The organism is Silanimonas sp. (assembly GCF_027531545.1).
GTDB lineage: Bacteria > Pseudomonadota > Gammaproteobacteria > Xanthomonadales > Xanthomonadaceae > Silanimonas.
The window spans coordinates 1-23,613 of record NZ_JAPZSC010000005.1; the positions used below are offsets into that span (position 1 = coordinate 1).

Annotated in this window: 24 protein-coding genes; 14 read left to right on the forward strand and 10 right to left on the reverse strand. The window is 69.8% G+C overall.

What is annotated here, in order from left to right:
• Positions 1-313: 313 nt before the first annotated feature.
• From O9280_RS04245 to O9280_RS04255, 3 genes are read right to left on the reverse strand one after another with little or no spacing between them, the layout of a single operon-like run.
• The gene (locus tag O9280_RS04245; protein WP_298339232.1) at positions 314-1,585 is read right to left on the reverse strand and encodes a hypothetical protein; all 1,272 of its coding nucleotides are present in this window, start codon (positions 1,583-1,585) and stop codon (positions 314-316) included.
• Between the two features lie 5 nt (positions 1,586-1,590).
• A complete protein-coding gene (locus O9280_RS04250; RefSeq protein WP_298339234.1) occupies positions 1,591-2,226 on the reverse strand; it encodes a DUF1109 domain-containing protein in 636 nt (211 codons plus the stop codon).
• Positions 2,223-2,858 (reverse strand): sigma-70 family RNA polymerase sigma factor, encoded by a 636-nt coding sequence (locus O9280_RS04255; RefSeq protein ID WP_298339237.1) that lies wholly within the window; start codon positions 2,856-2,858, stop codon positions 2,223-2,225. Before O9280_RS04255 ends, O9280_RS04250 begins: the two co-directional genes overlap by 4 nt.
• A gap of 141 nt (positions 2,859-2,999) precedes the next feature.
• Between O9280_RS04255 and O9280_RS04260 the strand changes: the two genes are divergently transcribed.
• Genes O9280_RS04260 through O9280_RS04280 form a run of 5 tightly spaced genes read left to right on the forward strand, consistent with a single transcriptional unit; the run spans position 3,000 to position 7,447 of the window.
• On the forward strand, positions 3,000-3,836 hold the full coding sequence (locus tag O9280_RS04260) for a YiiX/YebB-like N1pC/P60 family cysteine hydrolase (RefSeq protein ID WP_298339239.1): 837 nt from the start codon (positions 3,000-3,002) through the stop codon (positions 3,834-3,836).
• Positions 3,833-4,792, forward strand: a complete 960-nt coding sequence (locus tag O9280_RS04265; RefSeq protein WP_298339241.1) for a DUF3179 domain-containing protein — start codon at positions 3,833-3,835, stop codon at positions 4,790-4,792. Before O9280_RS04260 ends, O9280_RS04265 begins: the two co-directional genes overlap by 4 nt.
• A gap of 49 nt (positions 4,793-4,841) precedes the next feature.
• Positions 4,842-5,939, forward strand: a complete 1,098-nt coding sequence (locus O9280_RS04270) for a hypothetical protein (protein WP_298339244.1) — start codon at positions 4,842-4,844, stop codon at positions 5,937-5,939.
• Entirely contained in the window at positions 5,926-6,822 is an 897-nt protein-coding gene (locus tag O9280_RS04275; protein WP_298339247.1) for an AraC family transcriptional regulator, read from the forward strand. The genes O9280_RS04270 and O9280_RS04275 overlap by 14 nt, the downstream gene beginning before the upstream one ends.
• A gap of 46 nt (positions 6,823-6,868) precedes the next feature.
• Positions 6,869-7,447: a carboxymuconolactone decarboxylase family protein gene (locus tag O9280_RS04280; RefSeq protein ID WP_298339249.1), complete on the forward strand. Its 579-nt coding sequence runs from the start codon at positions 6,869-6,871 to the stop codon at positions 7,445-7,447.
• 197 nt (positions 7,448-7,644) lie between these two features.
• Here the strand turns inward: O9280_RS04280 and O9280_RS04285 are convergent, their stop codons facing one another.
• From O9280_RS04285 to O9280_RS04315, 7 genes are all read right to left on the reverse strand, one after another.
• Positions 7,645-9,867 carry an EAL domain-containing protein gene (locus O9280_RS04285; RefSeq protein ID WP_298339251.1) on the reverse strand — a complete coding sequence of 741 codons (2,223 nt, stop codon included), beginning with the start codon at positions 9,865-9,867 and terminating at the stop codon, positions 7,645-7,647.
• Positions 9,868-10,085: 218 nt separating this feature from the next.
• Positions 10,086-10,811 (reverse strand): cytochrome c biogenesis CcdA family protein, encoded by a 726-nt coding sequence (locus O9280_RS04290; protein ID WP_298339253.1) that lies wholly within the window; start codon positions 10,809-10,811, stop codon positions 10,086-10,088.
• Positions 10,812-10,832: 21 nt separating this feature from the next.
• Complete coding sequence (locus tag O9280_RS04295) at positions 10,833-11,195, reverse strand: thioredoxin family protein (RefSeq protein ID WP_298339256.1); 363 nt, start codon at positions 11,193-11,195, stop codon at positions 10,833-10,835.
• Between the two features lie 140 nt (positions 11,196-11,335).
• Positions 11,336-11,791, reverse strand: a complete 456-nt coding sequence (locus tag O9280_RS04300; protein WP_298339258.1) for a DoxX family protein — start codon at positions 11,789-11,791, stop codon at positions 11,336-11,338.
• A gap of 89 nt (positions 11,792-11,880) precedes the next feature.
• On the reverse strand, positions 11,881-12,711 hold the full coding sequence (locus O9280_RS04305; RefSeq protein ID WP_298339260.1) for a DNA-binding domain-containing protein: 831 nt from the start codon (positions 12,709-12,711) through the stop codon (positions 11,881-11,883).
• On the reverse strand, positions 12,708-13,622 hold the full coding sequence (locus O9280_RS04310; protein ID WP_298339262.1) for a DUF692 domain-containing protein: 915 nt from the start codon (positions 13,620-13,622) through the stop codon (positions 12,708-12,710). Before O9280_RS04310 ends, O9280_RS04305 begins: the two co-directional genes overlap by 4 nt.
• 48 nt (positions 13,623-13,670) lie before the next feature.
• Positions 13,671-13,979, reverse strand: coding sequence for a DUF2282 domain-containing protein (locus O9280_RS04315; RefSeq protein WP_298339264.1), 309 nt, complete (start codon positions 13,977-13,979; stop codon positions 13,671-13,673).
• Between the two features lie 265 nt (positions 13,980-14,244).
• On the opposite strand from O9280_RS04315, the gene arsS reads away from it, so the two are divergent.
• The 9 genes from arsS to O9280_RS04360 are packed head-to-tail and all read left to right on the forward strand — an operon-like array spanning position 14,245 to position 23,415.
• Positions 14,245-15,264 carry an arsenosugar biosynthesis radical SAM (seleno)protein ArsS gene (arsS, locus tag O9280_RS04320; protein WP_298339266.1) on the forward strand — a complete coding sequence of 340 codons (1,020 nt, stop codon included), beginning with the start codon at positions 14,245-14,247 and terminating at the stop codon, positions 15,262-15,264.
• Positions 15,264-17,429 carry an FAD-dependent oxidoreductase gene (locus O9280_RS04325; protein ID WP_298339268.1) on the forward strand — a complete coding sequence of 722 codons (2,166 nt, stop codon included), beginning with the start codon at positions 15,264-15,266 and terminating at the stop codon, positions 17,427-17,429. Before arsS ends, O9280_RS04325 begins: the two co-directional genes overlap by 1 nt.
• Positions 17,426-18,262, forward strand: coding sequence for a DUF547 domain-containing protein (locus tag O9280_RS04330; RefSeq protein ID WP_298339270.1), 837 nt, complete (start codon positions 17,426-17,428; stop codon positions 18,260-18,262). The genes O9280_RS04325 and O9280_RS04330 overlap by 4 nt, the downstream gene beginning before the upstream one ends.
• Positions 18,259-18,945: a TIGR04283 family arsenosugar biosynthesis glycosyltransferase gene (locus tag O9280_RS04335; RefSeq protein WP_298339272.1), complete on the forward strand. Its 687-nt coding sequence runs from the start codon at positions 18,259-18,261 to the stop codon at positions 18,943-18,945. The genes O9280_RS04330 and O9280_RS04335 overlap by 4 nt, the downstream gene beginning before the upstream one ends.
• Positions 18,942-19,589 carry a TIGR04282 family arsenosugar biosynthesis glycosyltransferase gene (locus O9280_RS04340; protein WP_298339274.1) on the forward strand — a complete coding sequence of 216 codons (648 nt, stop codon included), beginning with the start codon at positions 18,942-18,944 and terminating at the stop codon, positions 19,587-19,589. Before O9280_RS04335 ends, O9280_RS04340 begins: the two co-directional genes overlap by 4 nt.
• Positions 19,586-20,797, forward strand: a complete 1,212-nt coding sequence (locus O9280_RS04345; protein WP_298339276.1) for an FAD-dependent oxidoreductase — start codon at positions 19,586-19,588, stop codon at positions 20,795-20,797. Before O9280_RS04340 ends, O9280_RS04345 begins: the two co-directional genes overlap by 4 nt.
• Positions 20,794-21,684, forward strand: a complete 891-nt coding sequence (locus O9280_RS04350) for a phosphate/phosphite/phosphonate ABC transporter substrate-binding protein (protein WP_298339278.1) — start codon at positions 20,794-20,796, stop codon at positions 21,682-21,684. Before O9280_RS04345 ends, O9280_RS04350 begins: the two co-directional genes overlap by 4 nt.
• Before the next feature lie 5 nt (positions 21,685-21,689).
• On the forward strand, positions 21,690-22,586 hold the full coding sequence (gene phnE / locus O9280_RS04355) for a phosphonate ABC transporter, permease protein PhnE (protein ID WP_298339280.1): 897 nt from the start codon (positions 21,690-21,692) through the stop codon (positions 22,584-22,586).
• A 10-nt stretch (positions 22,587-22,596) separates the two neighbouring features.
• Entirely contained in the window at positions 22,597-23,415 is an 819-nt protein-coding gene (locus tag O9280_RS04360; protein WP_298339282.1) for an ATP-binding cassette domain-containing protein, read from the forward strand.
• Positions 23,416-23,613 lie beyond the last annotated feature (198 nt).

Consider the following 23,613-nt stretch of genomic DNA (forward strand, 5'->3'; position numbering starts at 1 on the left):
TCAAGGCGCGGCAGGTCGATGACCTCTGCGATCGGTTCAACGTCACCGCGGTCTGACGGCGCGGCGGTCCGACCGCGAAGGACGGCGACCTGGTGTGCACCGGCCGTTCATCGGCGAATGTCGGTCGGCTCTACTCGGCCATTTGCTGTCCTTCGCGGTGGCGGAGTGGACAGCAGCATCAGACCGATCTCAGTCACTCGTAGGGATTGGCTGAGAGACCGTTGATGCCGAATGCAGTCGTTCAGCGACAAGCCTCGACTGGGGCGCAACTATCGAAGCGCTGGCACGGGTCCAACCTGTGCGGCTTGACGCCTCAAGGCGACCAGATCGCCACCCGCGACTCGGTCAGCAGGATGGCGCTGTCTCGTTTCGCAGATGCCACGTATTGCAGGATGGGTGCGCCGTCGGGGGTGGCATCCAGAAACGATCCGGTCCTGGTGTCAAGGGCACCCGCACGGCGCCAATCCTGCGTCGGCAGCAGGAGCCAAGGGCCGACGCGCGCAGAGATGTCCAGGTCGCGCGCACCCAGGCGGTGATTGGTCAGGCCTGTCGCCGTCCGTTCAGCCACCAGCGCGGAGCCCTCGGCCCGGTAGCGATGCAGGACACCCCCGATGTGTGGCGTGTGCACGGCCCAGATCTCGCCGTCTTCAGGGGCGACGCTGGCGGGCGACAGCCAGCGGTTGCGTGTACCGATGGCAGGCCCGGCCGCAGCGATCTCGAGTCTCGAGGTCTCGTTCGGCGACGCGGCGACCACCACGAGTTGCGCCCCCAAGGGACCCGACTGCATCGTGACGAGCCCGTTGCGCCCGTCGGGCAGTGCCCACGGGCGCAGCAGACGGTCCTCGAAGACGGCAGGGCCGTCGAGATGGAGCGAGCGCAGGGGCAACAGGCTGTGGCGCTCCAGCCAGAGCACGCGGGTGGCCTCGATGTCGTCACCGAGCACGGCGTGCGGGTAGCGCTTGGCATCCGGTCCGGCCAGCACGGCGATGTGGGCACTGCCGTGGCGGCCGTCGAGATCCACGGCGACCGGGACAGCATCGGGCAGCACGGGGTCGCGGCTGCGCGCGACCACCTGCCACAGGCCACGACGCGGGTCGGCTTCGAAGCGCGCAAGCACATGGCTGCCCGCCTGCTCGACCACCGCGATGATCGCCAGCGGCAGGACGCACAGGCCGCCCTGCGGCGCCAGGGTCACCTCGGAGCGCGTGGGTGGCGCCGTCGGCCGCGTGGTGTCATGCACCCAGAGGCGTCCGTCAATGCCCCGGCCAGCCACGCGGCCATGCCCCGTCGCCAGGGCGCCGGTCGGAGCTAGCCCGTCGGCCACCCTTTGGGCGCCGCCGTTCGAAGTGACATGCCAGAGTCGGCCGGTACCTTCTCGTGCCCACCATCCGTCCTTCTCGGCCGCGTCCACGCGCTGGACACCGCGAAGCGGGATGTCGCGCAGTGTCCCGATGACCTTGCCGAGTGCCTGACGGTTCGCCACCCCAGGAACCGCGCCGTCGGGCGTGGCTGCGCGCGCCGGGCCGATCCCGAACAAGGCCAGGGCCGAGGAGATCGACCTCAGCAGTTGGCGCCGCGAACCCAAGCGGCTCACCAGCGCAGCGCGCGAGGCCCGAGGACCGCGCCGACGGCACCGGTGAAGGCGATCCCCAGCGTGTACCAGATGGCCACGAACGCAGGCGAGGCCTCAGGACAGGACAACGAGTAGCCGAAGGCGCCCACCGAACCTGCAAGCAGCCCTGCCGCGAAGCCCGCTGCCCCGGGCCGCGTCGGGGCGAGGCCGCGCACCGCCCAGAGCGAGCCCGCCAGGGCGGGCAAGGACAGCACCAGCACGCTCCATGGGCAGGTCGACCATGATTCGCCGAGCACGGCGTCCAGTCGGGCACCCGCCGGCGTCGAGGCCAGCGAGAAGCCGCCGACGACCACCATCGCCAGCAACACCAGCACAGTCACGCGACGAGGCAGGGCGATCGGCGCTGCGGGTCGCGACAGGCGCGCCGTCCACCAACCCGCAGCCAGCGCCAGAGCGCCGGCATAGGCCATCTTCGTCCACGGCACGGCGGTGGCGAACATCTGTGCGGGGATGATGCCGAACCAGGTGATCGCGATCAGGGCGCTCACGAGCAGACCGGCGGCAGCCGCCGGAGACAGCCGCCGCGCGGCGAGCGCGCTCGGGACGGGGCCCGCGTCGCGGGCCAGCATGTCGATGAGGGCTTCGGTCTTCATTTCAAGCGTTCGTGAGCGGGCCGGCTCATGCCCGGATCGGCGGAGCGGAGCGGCGGGCGCTCGTCGCCGCTGGTGTCACCTCGAACCAGGGCCGCCAGGCGTTTCAGGCCCCGGTGAACCTGCACCTTGATGGCCGACTCGGATGCGCCGGTCCGGGCGGCCGCCTCCGCGACCGACAAGCCCTCGAGCTTGGTCAGCACGATGGCCTGGCGCTGCGCCTGGGGCAAGGCATCGAACAGCGTCTCCAGGTCCCGCCGCGCGCCGCCGTCGTCGGGCTCCGCCGCAAGCAACTGCTCGTCCACGTCGTCAATGGCGTCGTGCAGGCTGTCACGCCGGCCGCGCCGGCGCCACAGATCAACCAGCTTGTGGCGCGCAATCGCCACCGCCCACGCGCTGACGGGCAGCGTCGGGTCGTAGGTGCCACGTTGCAGATGCAGGGCCAACAGCGTCTCCTGAACCAGGTCCTCCACCTCATCGGGCAAGCCCGAAAGGCGGCGCTTCAAATACGCGCGCAGTCGTGATGCCAGCAGCCCCAGCGCTTGCCGGTAGGCCGCGTCATCGCCCGACTGGGCACGCAGCCACAGCGGCTTGAGGGCTGACTCGAAGTCGCCAGGGCTGTCGTCAACAGGCATTTCGCGGCTCAGGGCCCTTTGGTTACACCGGCCCGAATCCAGGGCCGCAGATGGGTCAGTTCGACGGTTTCGCCGTTCATTGTGCCGCCCGTGTAACCGAGACCGCTGCAGAGGCGAATGACAGGGCAAGCAGCGAATCCCATGTCACCCCGCGAACCGCTCCGCCCGCGCCATCCGGAAATCGTTCGGCCAGCCGCTGCTGTGGCCCCGACTTCACTCGGCGCCTGGCTCGGGGGCGCGCTGGCCCGGTTCCTGTCCCGACGACGTCATGCGCATGGGGTGTCCTTGCCAACCGACCCGGCGCACCTGGCTGCCTGCCTGAGGCCCGGCGACGTGCTCCTGGTCGAAGGCGAATCGCGGTTCTCGGTCGGCATCAAGTACCTGACGCAATCGACCTGGTCGCATGCGGCGCTGTACGTGGGCGCAGCACTCGGCGACCCGCTCAAACGCTGCGTCGTTGAGGCGGACGTGATTGAAGGCATTCGCGCCGTGGGCCTGGACGAGTTTGCGGGACTGCACGTGCGGATCTGCCGGCCGGTCGGACTAAGCCCGGACGAGATCCGGGCGGTGATCGGCCACGCCGCCCAGCGGCTGGGCCAGCGTTACGACCTCAAGAACATCATCGACCTCGTGCGCTGGCTGCTGCCCACGCCGCCGGTGCCCACACGCTGGCGGCGCCGGCTGATCGCCCTGGGCAGCGGCGACCCCACCCGCGCCATCTGCTCGACCCTGGTGGCCGAGGCCTTCCAGTCGGTGGGTTACCCGATCCTTCCCTCCATCGAGCGGCGAGATCGCCAGGACCCGCTGTGCCCGGGCTGTGTGGACGAGATCCTGCACGTCCGCCATCACACCCTTTTCGTACCGCGTGACTTCGATGTCTCGCCGTATTTCCAGGTGGTCAAGCCCACGCTCGAGGCGGGTTTCGACCCGCGCCGCGTCACCTGGGCACAAATGCAGAGACAGGAGTCATTTCCATGAGACGACGCGATGCTCTCCGATCGGCGTCGTGGGCTGCAGGTATTGCCGCGATGGGCAAGCCACTCTGCGCGACGGCACGAACGCTCAACGGCTTCGACCTGAGCGGCGCACTGGTACCTGTCTCGGCCATCGAGGCCGGTGGCCCGCCGCGCGACGGCATTCCCGCCATCGATCAGCCGCGCTTCGTGCAGGCCGCACGCGCCGGCCTGGCCGATGCCGACCGCATCCTGGGCATCGAGCGCAATGGGATCGCGCGCGCCTACCCCGTGCGCATCCTCAACTGGCACGAGATCGTCAACGATCGGCTCGGCGACGAGCCGATCGCCGTCACCTACTGCCCGCTGTGCGGCACGGGCATCGCGTTCGACGCCCGCGTGGGCGCACAGGCCGCGAGCTTCGGCGTCTCGGGCCTGCTTTACAACAGCGACGTGTTGCTGTACGACCGGCGCACCGAGTCCCTGTGGTCCCAGATCCTGGGCAAGGCGATCGCGGGGCCGCTCAAGGGCACGGCACTGGCATCCGTACCGATCAGCCACACCAGCTGGGCGGCGTGGCGTGTCCGCCACCCGCGCACCGAGGTGCTGTCGACGCAGACGGGCTTCCAGCGCGACTACGACCGCGACCCCTACGACGGCTACGACAAGGTGCCGCGGCTGATGTTCGACGTGCAGCACCGCGACCAGCGGCTGCCCCTGAAGGCCTGGGTCATGGGTCTGGTGATCGCCGGGCAGGCCCGGGCCTATCCGTTCGAGGGGCTGGCGCGCCGGGTCGACGCCCAGGGGCGCTGGCACGACCAGCTCGGCGGCCAGCGTATCCGCATCCATTACGACCGCCAGGCGCGCAGCGCGGAAGCCTATGACGCGTCGGGCCGGCTGCTGCCCACGATCACCGCGTTCTGGTTCGCCTGGGTGGCGTTTCACCCCGGAACCGATCTCCCCAAGGACCTCTTGAAGTGAAGCCCCCCATGCGCACTGCGTTCGCTGACCTTGCAGGGGCGTTACTGACATGAAGGCCGCACAACACGCCACCGCTGCACGCACCCGCATCTGGCTGGACCTGCCTTCGGGCGGTGGCGCCGATGCGCTTCGGGCAGCGCTGATGGCGATGGGCCTCATCCCGCAGCCGCTGCCGCTGGATGCCGAGCCTCGCAGGCGGGCGCTTGCGACGCTGAATGATGGCGGGCTGGCCTTCCTGGACGTGTCCGACCCGGCCTTGCACGGCGCGCGGCCCTTGTCAGCGCTGCTGCACACGCTGCCGGAGCCGTCGGTGGCCGGTCGCATCCTGCTCAGCCGCACCCAGGGCGGGCATGTCAGCCCGCAGGATCGGGCCTGGACCCGGAGCCAGGGCTTCGCGGACCTGCTGCCTGACTGGAGTGGCGGCCCGGGCCGGCTGGCGCTGCGTGACGTGGTGGCCTGGGTGGCCCGCGCCACCGGGCTGGACGAGCCGGCACCTCACGAATGGCTCGCCTACACCCGCGTGCTGGCTGGCGCGGGCTCTGATCAGGGCGCAGCGCGCGCCATCGTCTGGGGCCTGACCGGCGAGTCGCCGGAGGCCTGTGTCGCCAGACTGGCGGAGTCGCTGGACATTGCCGACCGCCGCTGGCGGCTGCATGACTACCCGCACTGCTTTGTCGGCAGCCAGGCGGTCGAGCACCTGGTGCACAGCCTGCGGCGTCCGCGCGAGGAGGTGCTGGCCCTGGGCCAGGCGCTGGGCGAGCTGGGTCTGCTCGCGCATGTGATGCAGGAGCACTCGTTCCTCGACCAAGACCTGTACTACCGACTGGCCTGGTCCGACGCGCTGGACCGCGTCGATGCCGGCGATCTGTGGCAGACCGCCGAGGAGGGATTGCCCCGGCTCACCGACACCCGCAGCCACCGCGGCCGGGAGTACGCGGATTGTTTCGTCGGCGAGGACGCCGTCGGCCTGGTGGCCGCTCGGCATGGATTGCACCGCGTGGATGCGTGGCTTGCGCTGCACCGCATCGCGCAATGGGGATGGATCGAGCACGTGACCCGTGCGCGCCCCTTCATCGATGGCCACTTCTTCTATCGCTGGCGCGGCGGACCCGGGACGGGCGGGACGGGCGATCGTGCCGGAACCTGAAGCTCCGCCGCGGGCCGACCGCCTGACGACGCTGCTGCAGCGCTTTCCGCTGCAGGCCGGCGTCTTCCACGTGGGCGGCCTGTGCGGCGTGCACGATTTTGACCGCGACACCGGGCGCGGGCACCTGCACCTGGTGCGCCGCGGGCCGGTGCGCATGATCGGTCTCGCCGCCGGTCCCATCGACATCGTGCAGCCCACCCTTGTGCTGCTGCCGCGGCCCGAGGCACACCGGCTGGTGGCCGATGACCGCGAGGGGGCCGACGTCGTGTGTGGCACCGTCGTGTTCGGGGCTTCCGGCCGCAACCCGGTGGCCGACGCGCTGCCCGATGTCGTGCAGGTGCCCTTGGCGGAACTGCAGGGGTCCGAGGCGCTGCTGGACCTGCTGTTCGACGAGGCCTTCGTGGACCGCTGCGGCCGCCAGGCGGCCGTGGACCGGCTGTGCGAGGTGCTGCTGCTGCGCCTGCTGCGGCATGGCATGGCGCAGGGGTGGGCCGCGTCAGGTGCGATGGCGGGCCTGGGCGATGACCGCCTGGCGCCCGTGCTGCAGGCCCTGCACGAGCGGCCCGCACACGCCTGGACACTGGAGCAGATGGCGGCGCTCGCCGCGCTTTCGCGGTCGCGCTTCGCGAAACGTTTTCATGCGGTCACGGGGCTGGCGCCCATGGTCTACCTGACTGCCTATCGCATCGCCCTGGCCCAGGGTCTGCTGCGCCAGGGCCGTGCCCCCAAGGCCGTGGCGCAGGCGGCCGGCTACGCCAGCACAGCGGCCTTTGGCCGTGCCTTCGTGCGGCGGGTGGGCATGACGCCGACGGCCTGGATGGCCACGCCGACCGGGCCCGGCACGCTGGCTCCTGAAAACGAGACGCTCGATCAACCTGCTTGATCTTTGTGTCTCTACGCTGAGGTCCTCACTTCACGAGGAACCCGCCATGTCACGCTCCGCCTATCTCACCCAACTCCGCGCCGTCGATCCCGCCACCGCCACGCCGGCCCAGAAGGAGGTGCTCGACCGCGCCATCAAGGCGGTCGGCTTCCTGCCCAACATGTACGCCAACATGGTCAACGCGCCCGCGGTGCTCAGCACCTACCTGCACGGCTACGGCCTGTTCCGCAGCGAGTCGGGCATGTCGAGCGTCGAGCAGGAGGTGGTGTTCCTGGCCGCCAGCCAGGTCAACGGCTGCGAATACTGCACGGCGGCGCACAGCATGATCGCCGACAAGAAGTCGGGCGTGCCGGCCGACGTGCTGGCCGCCATCCGCCAGGGCCACCCCATCCCGGACGCCCGCCTCGCGGCGCTGCATGCGCTCACGGTGGCCATGGTGACGACGCAGGGCCGTCCGGCAGCCGACGTGCTGAAGGCGTTCTTCGCGGCGGGTTTCGAGGAGCGCCACGTGCTCTACATCGTCCTGGCGCTGGCGGTGAAGACCCTCAGCAACTACAGCAACCACGCTTTCGCCACGCCCGTGGACCCGGTCTTCGCGGCCTACGCCGTGGCGCTGAAGGACTGACGCCGCACCGGAGCGTCGTGGCGGGGGTCGGTGAATTGCTTGTCACGCCCGACCGACCACCCGCGACCAAGAGAATGACGGGGTTGGCCCGGGACGCGAAACCCCAGCGATGCACTGGCCCTGCCTCCGCTTCGCGCCCGGGGCCTCGTCGCCAGATGTTCCTGCCTGAGATGTTTTTGCGTGAAGGCGCGTCGCGATCAGGCGTGCGCCTCCGTCGTGCTGCCACGCTGCGCTGCTGGCCCGCCGTCGCCGCCCGCGAGATCGCGGGCCCAGGCCAGCGCGGCAGCTGCAGGCATCGGCCGGCCGAACAGCCATCCTTGCCCGAGATCGCATCCGGCCTGCCGTAGCTGGGCCCACTCCTCGTCGCGCTCGATGCCTTCGGCCGTGACCTGCAGGCCCAGCCCGTGGCCCAGCTGCACGATGCTGCGCAGCAGGGCGATGCGCGCCGGCGAGGCGTCGACGTGGTCCACGAAGCTGCGGTCGATCTTCAGTTCCGAGACCGGCAGACGCTGCAGGTAGGCCAGCGAGGAGTACCCGGTGCCGAAGTCGTCGATCGACCAGCGCACGCCAGCCTCTCGCAGCGCGTGCATGCGGGGCAGCGCGCGCTCGGCTTCGTCCATCAGCCGGCCTTCCGTGATCTCCAGCGTCAGGCGGTCCAGTGGCGCGCCGGCGCGCCGAGCCTGCTGGCAGAGCCAGTCCGTGAAGTCATCGTCCAGCAGGTCGGCGGTGCTGACGTTGACCGACACCTGGAGACCCAACGCCTGCACCGCGGGCTGCGCGATGAAGTGCAGCGCCTGACTGACCATGCAGCGGGTGATCACGCCCACCATGCCGGCGGCTTCGGCGAAGGGCACGAACTCGCCCGGCGAGACCATGCCCCATTCCGGATGTCGCCAGCGCACCAGGGCTTCGAAGCCGTGGCAGTGCAGGGTTGGCGCACGGCGGGTGATGTCCACTGGGGCCAACGCCACCTTGGGCTGCAGCCACATCTCCAGGCCGCCGCTTTCGGCCGCCTGCCTCAGGCTACCCAGCAGCACGAGTTGCCGCCGTCTGCGTTGCGGGTCGATGCGCTCGAAGCGCCGCACGTCCACGCGCGCCCGCTTGGCCTCTGCCAGCGCCTCTTCCGCCTCCCGCAGCACGCGCGCCAGGTCGGCCTCGCTGCCCGCGTCCGGCGCGGCGAAAGACCAGCCGCAGCGGAACTGGGGGTCGATGCGGACGTCGGCGCAGGACACCGGGGCCGCCAACTGCTCGAGAACGGTAACCCTGAGGCCCTCGACCTCATGCTCCGCGGTGGCCATGCCCGTGCGCCCGACCACGGCGAAGGTGCCTGCGCCCAGATGGGCTGCGCGCCATCCCTGGGCATCGGCCGCGGCGCGCAGCCGATCGCCGAGCGCGAGCAGCAAGGCGTCACCCGCACCAGGGCCTAGCACGTCATTCACGGCAGCCAGTCGCGCCACGTCGAACAGCAGCGCGGTGTCGGGCCCCGGCTTGCCGGCAGCGGCTGCTTCACGCAGCAGACCCGCACGGTTGGGCAGGCCCGTGATCGCGTCCGCGAATGCAATCGCCTCGATGCGCGCATTGCGCTCCTCCAGCGCTTCGGCCATCGCGTCGAGTGCCACGCCCACCCGCTCGACCTCTCGCGGACCGGACAAGCGCGCCACACCGACGCGCGCCCGCAGGTCGCCGGCGGCGATCTGGCGGGCGGTGTCGGCCAGGTGGGCCATCGGACGGGCCACACCGCGGCCGATGCGCCATGCCAGCAGCGCGGCACCAGCCAGGGCCAGCAGGGTGACGATCACCAGCTGGGTCTCTGCAGTACCGACCCGGTTGGCGGCGCGCGCCTTCCAGTCGGTGACCGCTCGCTGCTGGGCCTGCGCGAGATCCCCAGCCAGCGTCACGAGCCGGTCCAGGGATGGCTGGCCATCCGCCGCGAACAAGGCTGCCGCCCGCGCAGGCTCACCGGACTCGATCCAGACGCCGACCTCGGCGAAGACCTCGCGGTAGCGGTGTCGCGCAGCGTCCAGCGCCCGCACCAGAGCCAGCGCTTCGGGCTCGGTGATGCGCTGTTTCAACTCAGCGGTCAGCCGGTCCATCTCGGCCGATTCGGCGTCCAGCGAAGGGTAGATGGCCTCGCGCTGGGCACGCGGTGCCGTGAGCAGACGTGCCATGGCCGCGCCGTGGCCCTGCGCATGCGTCGCGAGTTCCTGCAGCGCCAGCAGGCGGGGCCATTCCTCGCGCGCCACACGGTCGGCGGCCAGTTGCACCGCCCGCAGATGCCAGGCCGAGAGGGCGACCACGAGCAGCATCAGGGCCAGCAGGGCCGTGAAGGCGACCGCCAACTGGAACGACAGAGCGTTCGAGAGAGCGCGCGCACGCGCAGGCGGTGCGCCTTCAGCGGGCACGGTCGGCTGGTCAGGCATCCGATGGGTATCGGCTGCGAGCTCCGGGCCTTGAGCGGCGCGGCGTCGAGACGGCGGCCGTCGGAGCGCAGAGCTCCAACGGCACCCACGCGGGCTTCCCCCCGGTAGGCAGGAAACTCGGTTCGAAGCGGTGGGTCGTGGCTACCCGCTCGCGTCCAGGAGCGCCCCTTCGTTCATGGCGGGTTCCGGCCACCTGAAGGGTGTTGAGCGATCTGCATCTAGAACCTTGTCGTCAGGTCGATCCAGCCTTGGGGCATGAGGTGGATCAGCTGCGCCTCGAGCCACTTGTCGCCACCCATCAGGATCGCAAGACCCAGCAGCAGAACCAACACGCCGAAGCCTCGCTTGACGCGGTCCATGTGTGCAAGGACCCAGCCACGTACACGACCGAAACCCGCGCGCGACGCGTAGGCCGCAGCCACGAGGACGCTGGCCGCACCCAGACCGAACACGCCCAGCACCAGGGTGCCTCGCAAAGCACCGCCCTCGCTGGCGACGATGGTCAACGCGCTGGCCAGCATCGGCCCAGAGCACGGGCTCCAGACCATTCCCAGCAAGGCGCCGATGGCGAAGGCGCCGCCCAGCGAGCCGGCCTGGAAGCGCGAGGTCGCGACGTTGGCGCGCGTTGCCACGGGAGACATGAGCTGCGTGAAGCGCTCGTTGAGCATCGGTACCAGCATTACCAGCCCGAACCCGATGAGCAGCAGAGCACCTGCCCAACGGATGTGCTCGGGGTCGAGTCCAATCGCATCACCGGCCACGCCAAGCACGAGTCCCAACAAGGCGAAAGCGCCCACCATCCCCGCGCCCATCGCAACCGGAGCCAGCCGGTTCTCCTGCACTGCACTGCCCAGCACCAGCGGCAACAAGGGAAAGACGCAGGGATTGAGCGTGGTCAGGCTGCCGGCAACCCAGGCCAGCCCCAGTTCAGGCGCGGAAACCATCGCCACGTTGATCGCGTTGGGTCAAAGCGCCTTGGCCAGCGCCTCGCGGAGTTGTTCAGGCTGGGTTTGGCCTGCGCTGCGGGCCACCTCGGTCGGCCCCTTGAACACGATGAGAACGGACTGCGAGCGAACCTTGTGCTGGCGCTTCAGGTCCTTCTCCTTGTCGTAGTCGGCCACAAGCACGGTCATGCCTTGCAACTGGCCGCCGGCCTTCAACTGGTCAAGGGCTCGGGTCTGGCTGACGCAGGTCGGGCACCAGTCGGCGTGGAAGTGCACGGCAACCGGCTTTCCGGCGCCCTGCAGGCTGGCCAATGTCGCCCCATCGAAGGGACGAACCTCCAGCGCTTGAGCCACGCCGGTCAAGCCAAGCAGCGAAACGGCCATCACAGCGGCGAAGGAACGACGATTCATGGGATCTCCTTGACGGGTGGGTGAACGAGAACGGAAGGCGAACGGAACGTCATTCGCCAAGAACCATCGAAAGGTTACGCGTGGCCTTGTGATGAACTGAGCCGCCACCAGGTTCAAACAGCCTTTGATCGTTTGCTCCACAGCGCCAAGGCATGGTCAGTGGACACCGCACCCGGCCCGCGCACCATCAGCCACAGCAACACCGCCGCCCAGACGCCATGCGTCGGGTAGGCCGCGGGATAGACGAGCAACTGGATCACGGCCGTCATGACGAGCAGGCCCAGTGCGGCAAAGCGGGTCCCCAGGCCCAGCAGCAGCATCAGCGGCAGCACGTGCTCGTCCAGCGTGGCCAGCGTGGCGCCGAGCTCGGGTGAGATGAGGGGCAGCCGGTACTCGTCGCGGAACAGGTCCACCGCCGACGAGGACAGGCGCGGCATGCCCAGTTCGAAGCTGCCCGAGACGATGTCGATGGCCAGGCCTTCGATCTTGGTCTGGCCCGACTTCCAGAACACGGCGGCCACGGAGAAGCGGCCGAGCAGCGCGATGACGGACTCGGGGATCCGTGCCATCAGCGCGTGCGCGCTCGTCGTCAACCTGTCGAGCAAGGGCTGGGCGGGCACGCCGGCGCCAGAGGATGGACGTGAAACGGACTCGGGGGTCATAGGGAGGTCTCCGGTGCGGAAGAAGGGGCGTGCAAGCCCGTGATGAGGCTGTGCCGCAGCAGGAGCGTCAGAACCTGGACGAGGTCGGCCTGGGGGTGGGCCTGCTGCGCGTTGGCCAGGGAAGCACCTGCGGCGATGGCCGCGGTCAGCTGGGCGTCGGCATCGGGCAGCTCGAGCACGAGCGCGTCGTCGGCGGCGTCCCGGAACACCAGTGCCGCTTCGGCGCGGTCCAGGCGCAGCACAGACAACTGCTCGTCGCGCGCGGCATCGTCCTGCTGGTGGGCGCTCCACAGCGACACGATGGGGTGGGGCGATCGCACGATGGCCAGCGTGGGATGCAGGGCCAGCGTTGCGCTGGCCAGGCGCTCCGGCGCCTGCATGAGCCCCACGAGCGTTTGGACTTCGATCGGCTCGGCATCGGCGGCGTGGAAGGCACACAGGCGCGCCCATTCCAGCCGCGCCATATCCGAGAGGTAGGGCAGCGCCGTGGCGGGCTCGAAGTCGGCGATCCAGGCCGGCAGCCCGGCGCCGTAGCGGTGCATCAGCGGGGACGCAGGCGGGTGGTCGACCAGGTACAGACGCGCCATCGCGCCGAAGAACTCGTCACCGACCAGTTCGCGCACCACCGGAAAGCTGTCGGTCAGCACATTCACCAGCGAATGCACGACGTTGTTGCGGTAGACCGCAAAGCGCAGATCGGGGTCGGAACCGTTCCAGGCAGTCAGGCCCGGTGGCACCGGCAAGGCCGCATCAAGCAGCGCTGCGGCGAATGCATGCTGGGCGGGTGAGGCCGGGCGCATCGCCGTGGGAGTACCGGGCGGGTTCATGCGGTGACCGTGCCCTGGAAGGGACACTCAGTGACGGCATCGACCCTGGCCACGGCCCATTGACGTTGGAGGTCGAGCGCACGCTGTGCCTCCTGTTCCAGCACGGCCAGAGCCGGCAGGTGGTTGTCGCGTTCGATCAGGGTGGGCACCGGCCCCAGCAGGGCGATGGTGCGTTCGTAGAGCGACCACACGGCGGGGTCGACGGCGGCGCCGTGGTGGTCGATCAGCAGACGGTCGTCGGCGGCGTCGCGGTCTTCCGCAAAGCCGGCGAGGTGGATTTCGGCCACGGCCTCGGCGGGTAGCGCTGCGATCAGGGCCCAAGGGTCGCAACCGTGGTTCACGCCGCTGACGTAGGCGTTGTTGACGTCCAGCAGCAGGGCGCAGCCAGTGCGGCGCACCACTTCGGCCAGGAACGTGGCCTCGTCCATGGTCGAGCCGGCGTAGCCGAGGTAGGTACTCGGGTTCTCCAGCAGGAGCTGGCGGCGCAGGCGCTCCTGCACCTGGTCGATGTGATCGCACACGCGGTTCAGCGTGGCGCGGTCGTAGGGCAGCGGAAGCAGATCGTTGAACCAATGCCCGCCGTGGCTGGACCACGCCAGGTGCTCGCTGAACCAGCGCGGCTCGAAGCGCGTGACCAGGCGGTCCAGCCGGTCGAGATGGTCCCGGTCCAGCGGACCGTCACCACCGATTGACAGGCCGACGCCGTGAATGGACAGCGGCCACTGCGACCGCACCCGCTCCAGGTGCCGCAGCATCGGGCCGCCGTCGACCATGTAGTTCTCGGCGTGCACCTCGAGGAAGCCCGCGCCGCCGAGGAAGCGGTCCGGCCCGCGTTCCAGCAGCGCCGGGACGTGGGCCGTCTTGAGGCCCACGCCAGCGAGCGGGACCGGACTGCTGTGCCGTTCGTGCATGGCTGGTTGGCTGCTGGAGGTCGGACGCGGGCTCGTCTTAGCGTGCGCTCAGGCCTTCTTCTCCTTGAACTCCTTGAGCTGACCGAAGCCGGAGGCAGAGGTCTTGCTCTCGGTCTTCTCGCAGGTGCCCTTGGCCACCAGCTTCCAGGCGTTGCCCTGAAAGTCGCGGGTGCTGGTGCCGGCGCAGGTGGTGCCGGGGCCGGCGGCGCAGTCGTTCTTGCCCTTGAGCGCGACGCCGAAGCACTTTTCCTTGTCGGCGGGCTGGGCGTGTGCCGGGACCTGGGCCAGGGCGAGGGCGGTACCGACGGCCAGTGCGAGGGCGGCGGCTTGCGATGAAGTGGGCTTGGACAGGGACATGGGATCACTCCTGGATGGATGAGGACGGGTTGCGGACACCACGGGAGCAATGCCCCGCTCGGTGAGCCGCCGCAGCCTGATGAGCGGTGCGGCGTGCTCCACCCAACGATTCGCCGCAAGCAGCGTGGGGGTTACGCCGATGGGCCTCAGGGTTTGTACGCGGTGGGTGAAAAAAGGGTCGTTCACCTCTTGGCAGCGCCCCCTGTAACTGATCGCAGGGTGGCTGCGAATAGCCAGCGTCGCACCTTCTTCGATCCGATCACCCATGCACGCCACGCTGCCCTTGCTCGCTGCCACCGACTTCCCGCCCATTCGGCGCCGAACGCTCGACACCCTTCAGGTCAACCTGGGCTACAAGTGCAACCAGAGTTGCCTGCATTGCCACGTCGCAGCGAGCCCGCAGCGCACGGAAATGATGGACGGCGACACGATCGCCCAGGTGATCGAGGTGCTGCGTGTGCGCAAGGTCGGGGCGCTGGACCTCACGGGCGGTGCGCCGGAGCTGAACGAGCACTTCCGGCACCTCGTGCGGCGGGCCCGGGCGCTGGGCGTGCGTGTCATCGACCGCTGCAACCTGACCATCCTGTCCGAGCCTGGCCAAGAAGACCTGGCGGCCTTCCTGGCCGAGCAGGGGGTGGAAGTCACCGCGTCGCTGCCGTGCTACTCGCCAGCCAATGTCGACCGCCAGCGTGGCGACGGCGTCTTCGAGCGCAGCATCGCCGGGCTGCGCCAGCTCAATGGACTGGGTTACGGCGATCCTGACCGCGGTCTGGTGCTGAACCTTGTCTACAACCCGCAGGGCGCGGTGCTGCCGCCGCCGCAGGGGCCGCTGGAGGCCGACTACAAGCGCGAGCTGCTGCTGCATTTCGGCATTCGCTTCGACCATCTGTTCGCGCTGACCAATATGCCGATCCAGCGCTTCGGCAGCACGCTGGTCAGCAAGGGGACGTTCGGCACCTACATGCAGCTGCTGCGCGGCAGCTACCGCCCCGAGAACCTGGAGACGGTGATGTGCCGCAGCCTGCTCAGCGTCGACTGGCAGGGATTCCTCTACGACTGCGACTTCAACCAGATGCTGGGGCTGCGCGCCAACGTGGGGCGGAATGGGCGTCCGCACATTCGTGACCTGCTGCAGCACGATCCGGCAGGCACGGACATCCGCATCGCCGACCATTGCTACGGCTGCACGGCCGGCCAGGGCAGCAGCTGCGGCGGGGCGCTGGAGAACACTGCACCCGTCGCCGCGGACGTGGCGGTGATTCGCATGGTCGAGGGCGTGCGCTGATGGCCCGCCCCTCGAAACCCCTGCTGTGGGCCGGCGCGGCCGCCGTGGCGCTGGTGGCCGTGTGGGCCTGGCAGCACTTCGGCCTGGGCGCGCTGCTGACGCTGGACAACCTCAAGGCCAGCCGCGATGCCCTGCAAGCGCAGGTGCTGAGCGCACCGCTGTCCACTGCCGCGGTCTTCTTCGCCGTTTACGTGGCCGCAGCGGCGCTGTCGATTCCCGGCGCACTGATCCTGACACTGGCTGCCGGCGCGATGTTCGGGCTGGGCTGGGGTCTGCTGCTGGTGAGCTTCGCGTCCAGCCTGGGCGCGCTGCTGGCCTTTCTGGCGGCGCGTTACCTGCTGCGCGACGCCATCCAGGCGCGCTTCGGCAAGGCGCTGGCGCCCATCAACGACGGCGTCAAGAAGGACGGCACCTTCTACCTGCTGACGCTGCGCCTGGTGCCGGTGTTCCCGTTCTGGCTGATCAACCTGCTGATGGGCCTGACGCCCATGGGAGCTGGCCGTTTCTACCTGGTGAGCCAGCTCGGCATGCTGGCCGGCACGGCGGTGTACGTGAACGCAGGCACGCAGCTGGCGGCCATCCAGTCGCCCGGTGACATCCTCTCGCCGGGGCTCCTGGGCAGCTTCGTGCTGCTGGGCCTGTTCCCGCTGCTGGCCAAAGCCGGCGTGGCCTGGCTCGAGCGGCGCAAGGTCTATGCGAAGTGGACGAAGCCTCGCGCCTTCGACCGCAACCTCGTCGTCATCGGCGCCGGTGCCGGCGGGCTGGTCTCCGCCTACATCGCCGCGGCCGTCAAGGCCAAGGTCACGCTGATCGAAGGCCACAAGATGGGCGGCGACTGCCTGAACTTCGGCTGCGTGCCGAGCAAGGCGCTGATCCGCTCGGCCAAGATGGCGCGGCAGCTGAAGAAGGCGCATGAACTGGGTGTCGCCGATGCGGCCGGGCGGGTGGACTTCGCCGCCGTGATGAAGCGCGTGCACGGCGTCATCGCCGACATCGAGCCGCACGACTCGGTGGAGCGCTACACCGGCCTGGGCGTCGAGGTCCTGCAGGGCCATGCCCGCATCACCAGCCCGTGGTCCGTGGAGGTGACGCTGGCCGACGGCCGCAAGCAGACGCTGACAACGAAGAACATCGTCATCGCCGCCGGGGCCAGCCCCTTCGTGCCGCCGATCCCCGGCGTGAAGGAAGCGGGCTTTCTCACCAGTGACACGGTGTGGGGCCTGACCGAGTTGCCCCGGCGCCTGGTGGTGCTGGGTGGTGGCCCGATCGGCAGCGAGCTGGCGCAGAGCTTTGCCCGGCTGGGCAGCGCCGTGACGCAGGTGGAGATGGCGCCGCGCATCATGGTGCGCGAGGACCCGGAGGTTTCCGAACTCGTGACCGCCTCGCTGCGCGCCGATGGCGTGAACGTGCTCACCGGGCACCAGGCGGTTCGCGTCGAGGTTGTGGACGACGAGAAGCGGCTCATTGCCAAGGCCGGTGGTGCGGAGGTGGTGATCCCCTTCGACGCATTGCTGTGCGCCGTGGGCCGCAGCCCGCGCGTCACGGGCTACGGGCTGGAGGAGCTGGGCATCCCGCTGACGCCGCGCAAGACCATCGAGACCAACGCCTACCTGCAGACGCTGTACCCGAACATCTACGCCGTGGGCGACGTGGCCGGGCCGTTCCAGTTCACGCACACGGCGGCGCACCAGGCCTGGTATGCGGCGGTCAACGCGCTGTTCGGCCGCTTCCGCAAGTTCAAGGCCGACTACAGCGTGATCCCCTGGGCCACCTTCACCGACCCCGAGGTGGCGCGCGTGGGCCTGAGCGAGAGCGAGGCCAAGGAGCAGGGCGTGGCCTACGAGGTCACGAAGTACGGCATCGACGACCTCGACCGCGCCATCGCCGATGGCACCGCGCACGGCTTCGTCAAGGTGCTGACCGTGCCGGGCAAGGACAAGATCCTGGGCGTGACCATCGTCGGCGAGCACGCCGGTGACCTGCTGGCCGAGTACGTGCTGGCCATGAAGCACGGCCTGGGCTTGAACAAGATCCTCGGCACCATCCACACCTACCCGACGCTGGCCGAAGCCAACAAGTACGTGGCTGGGGAATGGAAGCGGGCCCATGCGCCGCAGAAGCTGCTGCAGTGGGTGGGGCGGTATCACGCCTGGGAGCGCGCATGACGACCCTGACCCGACGCAACCTGCTGGGCTTGACGCTGGCCGCGACCGCATCAGTGTTGGCATCGCCGGCCCATGCGCAGTCCCCCGGCTTCGACCACAACCACGCGGCCTGGACGGCCCTGCTGCGCAAGCACGTGCGGCTCGTGCGCGGCGGCCAGGCCACGCAGGCGGCCTACGCCGGCTTCAAGGCCGACCGAGCGGCGCTGAAGGTCTACCTCGCCAGCCTGTCGGCCGTGACGCCCGCCACCTTCGGCGGCTGGTCCAGGGCCGAGCGTCAGGCCTTCCTCACCAACGCCTACAACGCCTTCACGGTCGAGCTCATCCTCACGCGCTACCCGGACCTGAAGTCGATCAAGGACTTGGGGCAATTGCTCAGCAGCCCCTGGAAGCCGAAGTGGATCGCGCTGCTGGGCACCCAGGTCTCGCTCGACGACATCGAGCACGCGATGCTGCGCAAGCGCGGCGACTACGACGACCCGCGCGTGCACTTCGCCGTCAACTGCGCCAGCATCGGCTGCCCGGCGCTGCGCGAGGAGGCCTTCATGGCGTCACGGCTGGACGCGCAGATGGACGAGCAGACGCTGCGCTTCATGAGCGACCGCACGCGCAATCGCTTCAACGCGCAGCGCGGGCGGCTGGAGCTGTCGAAGATCTTCGACTGGTACGGCGAGGATTTCCGGCTGGGGCACCGCGGCATCGCGTCGCTGCCGGCATTTGCCGCGCGCTACGCCGATCAGTTGGCCGATACCCCGGCCGACCGCGAGCGCATCCGTGCCGCGAGCGTCGACATCGCCTTCTCTGACTACGACTGGGCGCTGAACGACGCGCGATGAAACCTGTCTTGTCGATCGTCATCCCGGCGCTGAACGAAGCTGCGGCCATCGAGGCCACGCTGCAGGCCTTGCAGCCCTTGCGCACGCGCGGCGTCGAGTTGGTGCTGGCCGATGGCGGCAGCAGCGACACGACCGCGGCGCAGGCCCGGCCCTGGGTCGACTCGGTGGTGGACGCGCCACGCGGGCGCGCGCTGCAGATGAACGCGGGCGCCGCGCAGGCTCGGGCCGATGTGCTGCTGTTTCTGCATGCCGACACCCGGCTGCCGCCGCTGGCCGATGTACTGGTACTGCAGTCCATGCAGGGACCCGGCGGCGGTGCCTGCTGGGGCCGCTTCGACGTGCGCATCGAAGGCCGGCCGTGGATGCTGCGTGTCGTGGCATGGCTGATGAACCTGCGCTCCAGGTTGAGCGGTATCGCCACCGGCGACCAGGCGATCTTCGTCACCCGCGCGGCCTTCGAGCGGGTGGGAGGCTTTCCGGCGCAGCCGCTGATGGAGGACATCGAGATCTCGCGCCGGCTGAAGCGGCTGGGTCCTCCCGCATGCCTGAACGCACGGGTCTACACCTCGGGCCGGCGATGGGAGCAGCGCGGCGTCTGGCGCACCATTGTGCTGATGTGGTGCTTGCGCTGGCGCTACTGGCGTGGCGAATCGCCAGCGCGGCTGGCGGAGGCCTACCGATGAGCACGGCAATCATCGTGTTCGCCAAGGCGCCGGTGCCCGGCCTGGCAAAGACTCGTCTCGCACCGGCACTGGGGGAATCCGGCGCTGCGGCGCTTGCCGAGCGCATGCTGAACCACGCGCTGACTCAGGCCACGGCGGCGGATGTCGGTCCCGTCGAGCTGTGCGCCGCGCCGGATGCCAAGCATCCCGCGCTGCAGGCCGCGGCAGCCGAACATGGCGCCCGGCTGACCGAGCAAGGCACCGGCGATCTCGGCCTGCGCATGCACCGGGCGTTTGCGCGCAGCCTGAGACACCACGGCCGCGCACTGCTGATCGGGACCGATGCGCCGGCACTGGACGCCGCCGTGCTCCGCCAGGCGGCGTCCGCACTGCAAGACCACGACACGGTGTTTGTGCCGGCCCTCGACGGCGGCTATGCCCTGGTGGGCCAGCGCCGGGCGGATCCGCGCTGGTTTTCCGACATGCGCTGGGGCCATGACCGCGTGATGGACGAGACGCGCGAGCGGCTGCGGGCGGCCGGCGTCCGCTGGGCGGAGCTGCCTCCGGTGGCCGACATCGACGAGCCGGTGGACCTGGTGCACGTGCCACCCGGCTGGCTCGATGGCTTGGAGAGCGCCAGCCGTATCCGGGAGCAGCAGCCATGAAGCGGCTGGTGCTGGCCGGCGCCGGCCATGCCCACGCACTGGTGTTGCGTGCACTGGTACGGCAGCCCATGCCCGGCGTCGAGGTCGTGGTGATCTCGCCGGAGCCGCTGGCGCCCTACTCGGGCATGGTGCCTGGGTGGCTGTCCGGTCACTACCGGTTCGACGAGATCGCCATCGACTTCCCGCCCCTGGCCGCGGCGGCCGGCGCGCGCTGGTGCCGGGGCGAGATCCATGCACTGGATCCGGCACGCCGGCAGCTGCGGCTGGCGGACGGCAGCACGCTGGACTACGACGTGCTGTCCCTGAACGTCGGCTCGACGCTGCAACCGCCGCCAGCCGAACACGCGCAGATGTTGCCCTTGCGCCCGCTGGCGATGCTGCATCGGCGCTACGAGAAATTGCTGGAGCGATGGGCCCGGGAGCCTGCCGACCGGCCCTTCGTCGTCTCCGCGGTGGGTGGCGGCGCGGCCGGCTTCGAGGCCTTGCTCGCGGTGCTGACCCGGCTGCGGGCCCTGCGTCCGGACCACACCGTGCATGGCAGCCTGCTGACCCGGGGCACGCGCCTGCTGCCCGGGCTGGCGCCGGCCGCACGGCGTGCCGCGCAGCGCGCACTGGACCGCGCCGGGGTGACCGTGCAGTTCGGCAGCGGTTGGTGCACCTCCGTGGACCGCAGCAGCGACGCCGTCCTCTGGGCAACTGGGGCCGAGGCGCATGCGTGGCAGCGGGACCCCGTGCGGCGAGGCTCGCTGGCGGTTGACGAGCAGGGCTTCGTGCGCATCGACGAGCAGCTTCGATCGGTGTCCCACCCGCAGGTGTTTGCCACGGGCGATTGCGCGAGCTGGTCCGGCCAGGCCCTGCCCAAGGCTGGCGTGCATGCGGTGCGCATGGGGCCGGTGCTGGCGAGCAACCTGCGCGCGGCGCTGACAGTGCCTGCAGCTGCAGGAGACCTTCGCGTCCACCGGCCACAGCGCCACTTCCTGGCCTTGCTGGCCACGGGTGATGGACGCGCCATCGCGTCCCGCGGGCCCTTCGGTGCCGAAGGCGCCTGGGCGTGGCGCTGGAAGGACCGCATCGACCGCCACTTCCTGCAGCAGTTCGTCGCGACACAGGCCACACCCCCGCACGCTTCCCAGCCCGCCTCCCAGCCCGCGAAATCCCTCAACCCGTTGGCCGAGGTGTCGGCCCGTCACTCAGGAGAATCCCAATGAACTTGACCCGTCGGCATGCGGCCTCCCTGGCCCTGGGGAGCCTGCTGAGCCTGCCCAGCCTGGCCCTGGCACAAGGCGCTCCGCTGAAGTTCGGCGTCGGCATGTTCCAGCCCGACCGCGAGAAGAACGACGCCACCTACCGCCCGCTGGCCGCGCACCTGGCGCAGCGCCTGGGCCGGCCGGTCGAACTGCGCACGGTCGACAGCTGGGAGGGCCTGGCCAAGAGCCTGGCCAACGGCGAGACCGATCTCGCACTGATGGGGCCCTGGGGCTATGTGCTGGCCAACCACTTCGCCGAGGCGCAGGTGGTCTCGACCATCCTGTACCAGGGCAAGCCGGAATACTTCGCGATGATCGTGACCCATCCGGATTCGGGGCTGAACAGCATCGACGACCTGCTGGGACCCAAGGGAAGGGGGCGCAACTTCGCTTTTGGCGACAAGGGCTCGACCTCCGGCTACCTGATCCCGGTGCATGAGTTCCAGAAGCGCGGCATCGACCCCGAGAAGCATTTCGCCCGCGTGCTGTACACCAAGCACCAGGCCATCCAGACGCAGGTGACGGCGGGGCAGCTGGACGCCGGCGCCGACTTCAACCGCAACCGCAACGTGATGATCGCGCAGGGGTTGATCACGGCCGCGCGCAGCAAGGTCATCTGGCAGTCGGCGCCTCTGCCCAACGACGCGTTCGCCGTCAGCGCCGTGCTGGCCAAGGACGTGGCCTTCGTGAAGCGCTTGCAGGCGGCACTGGCCGAGATCGGCCCGCTGCTGGCGAGCCAGCCGACCCTGCTGCCCGCCAACTACACCGGTTTCGTGGCCCGTGACAACGCGTTCTACAAGCCCATCCGGGATGCCGGGCTGGCCACCGGCAAGCTGGGCGCACGATGACCGGGTTGGCACATCGTCAGCCATCGCAGCCGGTGCGCTGGGGGCTGCCCGCCGGCCGGGCGGGCTTCGCCACGCTGGTCGCGTTCTATGCGGTGCTGGTGGCGCTGTGCCTGGCCACGCTGGTGGCCGCGGGCGATCTCAGCTTCGGCCGCAATCCCTGGGACAACCTGCTCAAGACGGTGGGTGACTTCGCGCGGCCGAGCTTTCTGGACGTCTGGTTCGGCCCCGAACGCCTGGAGTACCGCAGCGACGACGGCGCCGTGCTGCGCGTGGAGAACCGCCGCGAGGTCGAGGCGAGCTTCCTCGCCGCCGTGGGGCGGGCCACCTGGGCGACCTTCCAGATCGCGACGCTGGGGTCGCTGCTGGCCGCGCTGATGGCCCTGCCGCTGGCGATGCTGGTAGCGCGCAACCTGCGGGCCCCACGGCCGCTGGCCTGGGCCGCCAAGGGCGTGCTCGACGTGTCGCGCGCGGTGCACACGCTTGTGTTCGGTCTGATCCTCGTGGGCATCGTGGGCCTGGGGCCGACCGCTGGGGTGCTGGCCATCGCGCTGCACTCGATGGGTACCTACGGCAAGCTGTTCGCCGAGAGCATCGAGTCGCTGGACATGGCGGCAGTCGATGCCGTGCGCGCCACCGGCGCTGGCGAGGCGCAGGTCTTCTTCCACGGTGTGTGGCCTTCCGTGCTGCCGCAGTTCGTCAGCCACCACCTGTACGTGTGGGAATTCAACATCCGCGACTCCACCATCCTGGGGCTGATCGGCGCCGGCGGGCTGGGGTTGCTGATCAGCGAGGCGGTCAGCCTCTTCCAGTGGAGCCGGCTGGCCACCTTGCTGATCGTGGTGGTGGCGCTGGTGATGGCTTTCGATGCGTTGTCGCGCCGCATCCGGGAGGCGCTGCTGTGAGGACTTTGTCGTGAGTGCGGCCGTCTGTCTGAAGGACGTGCAGGTGGTGTTCGGCAACCGTGTGCTGCTCGATGTGCCGCGCCTGTCCATCGAACCGGGGGAGCGGGTGGCCATCGTCGGGCCCAATGGCGCTGGCAAGAGCACGTTGCTGAAGGTGATCGGCGCGCTGGTCCAGGCCCATCAAGGGCGTGTCGAGGTGCTCGGGCGATCGCTCGGCCCAGGCGACGAGGCTGCGGACCGGCGCGCCCTGCGCCGCGACACCGGCCTGCTGATGCAGGGCCTGCACCTGGTGCCGCGGCTGAGTGCGCGCGAGAACGTGCTGATCGGCGCACTGGCCCGGCTGCGCGGCGCCCAGGCCGTGCGCAGCTGGTGCCGCTGGTACCCGCAGGACCTGATCGCCGAAGCCGACGCCGCGCTGGCGGCCCTCGGTCTCGGGGACCGCGGCGACACGCGGGCCGACCGGCTGTCCGGCGGCGAGCGACAGAAGGTCGCCCTGGCGCGCCTGCAACTGCAGCGTCCCCGCTTGCTGCTGGCCGACGAGCCCACTTCGGCGCTGGATCCGGCGGCGACCCGGGAGGTCTGCCATGCGCTGTGCGCCGTGGCCGCAGCGCCCGGGCGGACGCTGCTGACCGTGGTGCACGACCTCGAGCTGCTTCCGGTACTGGCCACCCGCGTCATCGGCATGGCCGAAGGCCGGGTGCGCTGGGACCGACCGCTGGGCGAGGTGACACCATCGCTGTTGCAGGCCCTCTACGAACGGCACGCCGCCGACGTGACCCCGGCCGCGCCGCCCGAGCCGGCGCCCGTGATCAGGCTGGCCAGCGCGTGAAGGCTGGCCTTGGATTGACTACAACCAGGAGAAGACGATGAACATGTCTGCCTCTCCTGAATTTCGAGTGGGTGGATTCGGTGGTGTTTGAGCTGGCAGCCGGGGTCAAGGGCGGGCGCAGCCCGGCGAAGCGCTCCCTTGACGCCGGATGCCAGCCGGTACGCTGGCTGTCATGGCCGATGCGGCATGCTGACGCAT

Coding starts and splice junctions, on each gene's coding strand:
- O9280_RS04315 (WP_298339264.1), bottom strand. CDS start 13,979: ATGTCCCTGTCCAAGCCCACTTCATCGCAAGCCGCCGCCCTCGCACTG.
- arsS (WP_298339266.1), top strand. CDS start 14,245: ATGCACGCCACGCTGCCCTTGCTCGCTGCCACCGACTTCCCGCCCATT.
- O9280_RS04255 (WP_298339237.1), bottom strand. CDS start 2,858: ATGCCTGTTGACGACAGCCCTGGCGACTTCGAGTCAGCCCTCAAGCCG.
- O9280_RS04270 (WP_298339244.1), top strand. CDS start 4,842: ATGAAGGCCGCACAACACGCCACCGCTGCACGCACCCGCATCTGGCTG.
- O9280_RS04280 (WP_298339249.1), top strand. CDS start 6,869: ATGTCACGCTCCGCCTATCTCACCCAACTCCGCGCCGTCGATCCCGCC.
- O9280_RS04325 (WP_298339268.1), top strand. CDS start 15,264: ATGGCCCGCCCCTCGAAACCCCTGCTGTGGGCCGGCGCGGCCGCCGTG.
- O9280_RS04305 (WP_298339260.1), bottom strand. CDS start 12,711: ATGAACCCGCCCGGTACTCCCACGGCGATGCGCCCGGCCTCACCCGCC.
- O9280_RS04310 (WP_298339262.1), bottom strand. CDS start 13,622: ATGCACGAACGGCACAGCAGTCCGGTCCCGCTCGCTGGCGTGGGCCTC.
- O9280_RS04285 (WP_298339251.1), bottom strand. CDS start 9,867: ATGCCTGACCAGCCGACCGTGCCCGCTGAAGGCGCACCGCCTGCGCGT.
- O9280_RS04265 (WP_298339241.1), top strand. CDS start 3,833: ATGAGACGACGCGATGCTCTCCGATCGGCGTCGTGGGCTGCAGGTATT.
- O9280_RS04350 (WP_298339278.1), top strand. CDS start 20,794: ATGAACTTGACCCGTCGGCATGCGGCCTCCCTGGCCCTGGGGAGCCTG.
- O9280_RS04330 (WP_298339270.1), top strand. CDS start 17,426: ATGACGACCCTGACCCGACGCAACCTGCTGGGCTTGACGCTGGCCGCG.
- O9280_RS04335 (WP_298339272.1), top strand. CDS start 18,259: ATGAAACCTGTCTTGTCGATCGTCATCCCGGCGCTGAACGAAGCTGCG.
- O9280_RS04295 (WP_298339256.1), bottom strand. CDS start 11,195: ATGGCCGTTTCGCTGCTTGGCTTGACCGGCGTGGCTCAAGCGCTGGAG.
- O9280_RS04290 (WP_298339253.1), bottom strand. CDS start 10,811: ATGGTTTCCGCGCCTGAACTGGGGCTGGCCTGGGTTGCCGGCAGCCTG.
- O9280_RS04250 (WP_298339234.1), bottom strand. CDS start 2,226: ATGAAGACCGAAGCCCTCATCGACATGCTGGCCCGCGACGCGGGCCCC.
- O9280_RS04260 (WP_298339239.1), top strand. CDS start 3,000: ATGTCACCCCGCGAACCGCTCCGCCCGCGCCATCCGGAAATCGTTCGG.
- O9280_RS04340 (WP_298339274.1), top strand. CDS start 18,942: ATGAGCACGGCAATCATCGTGTTCGCCAAGGCGCCGGTGCCCGGCCTG.
- O9280_RS04300 (WP_298339258.1), bottom strand. CDS start 11,791: ATGGCACGGATCCCCGAGTCCGTCATCGCGCTGCTCGGCCGCTTCTCC.
- O9280_RS04345 (WP_298339276.1), top strand. CDS start 19,586: ATGAAGCGGCTGGTGCTGGCCGGCGCCGGCCATGCCCACGCACTGGTG.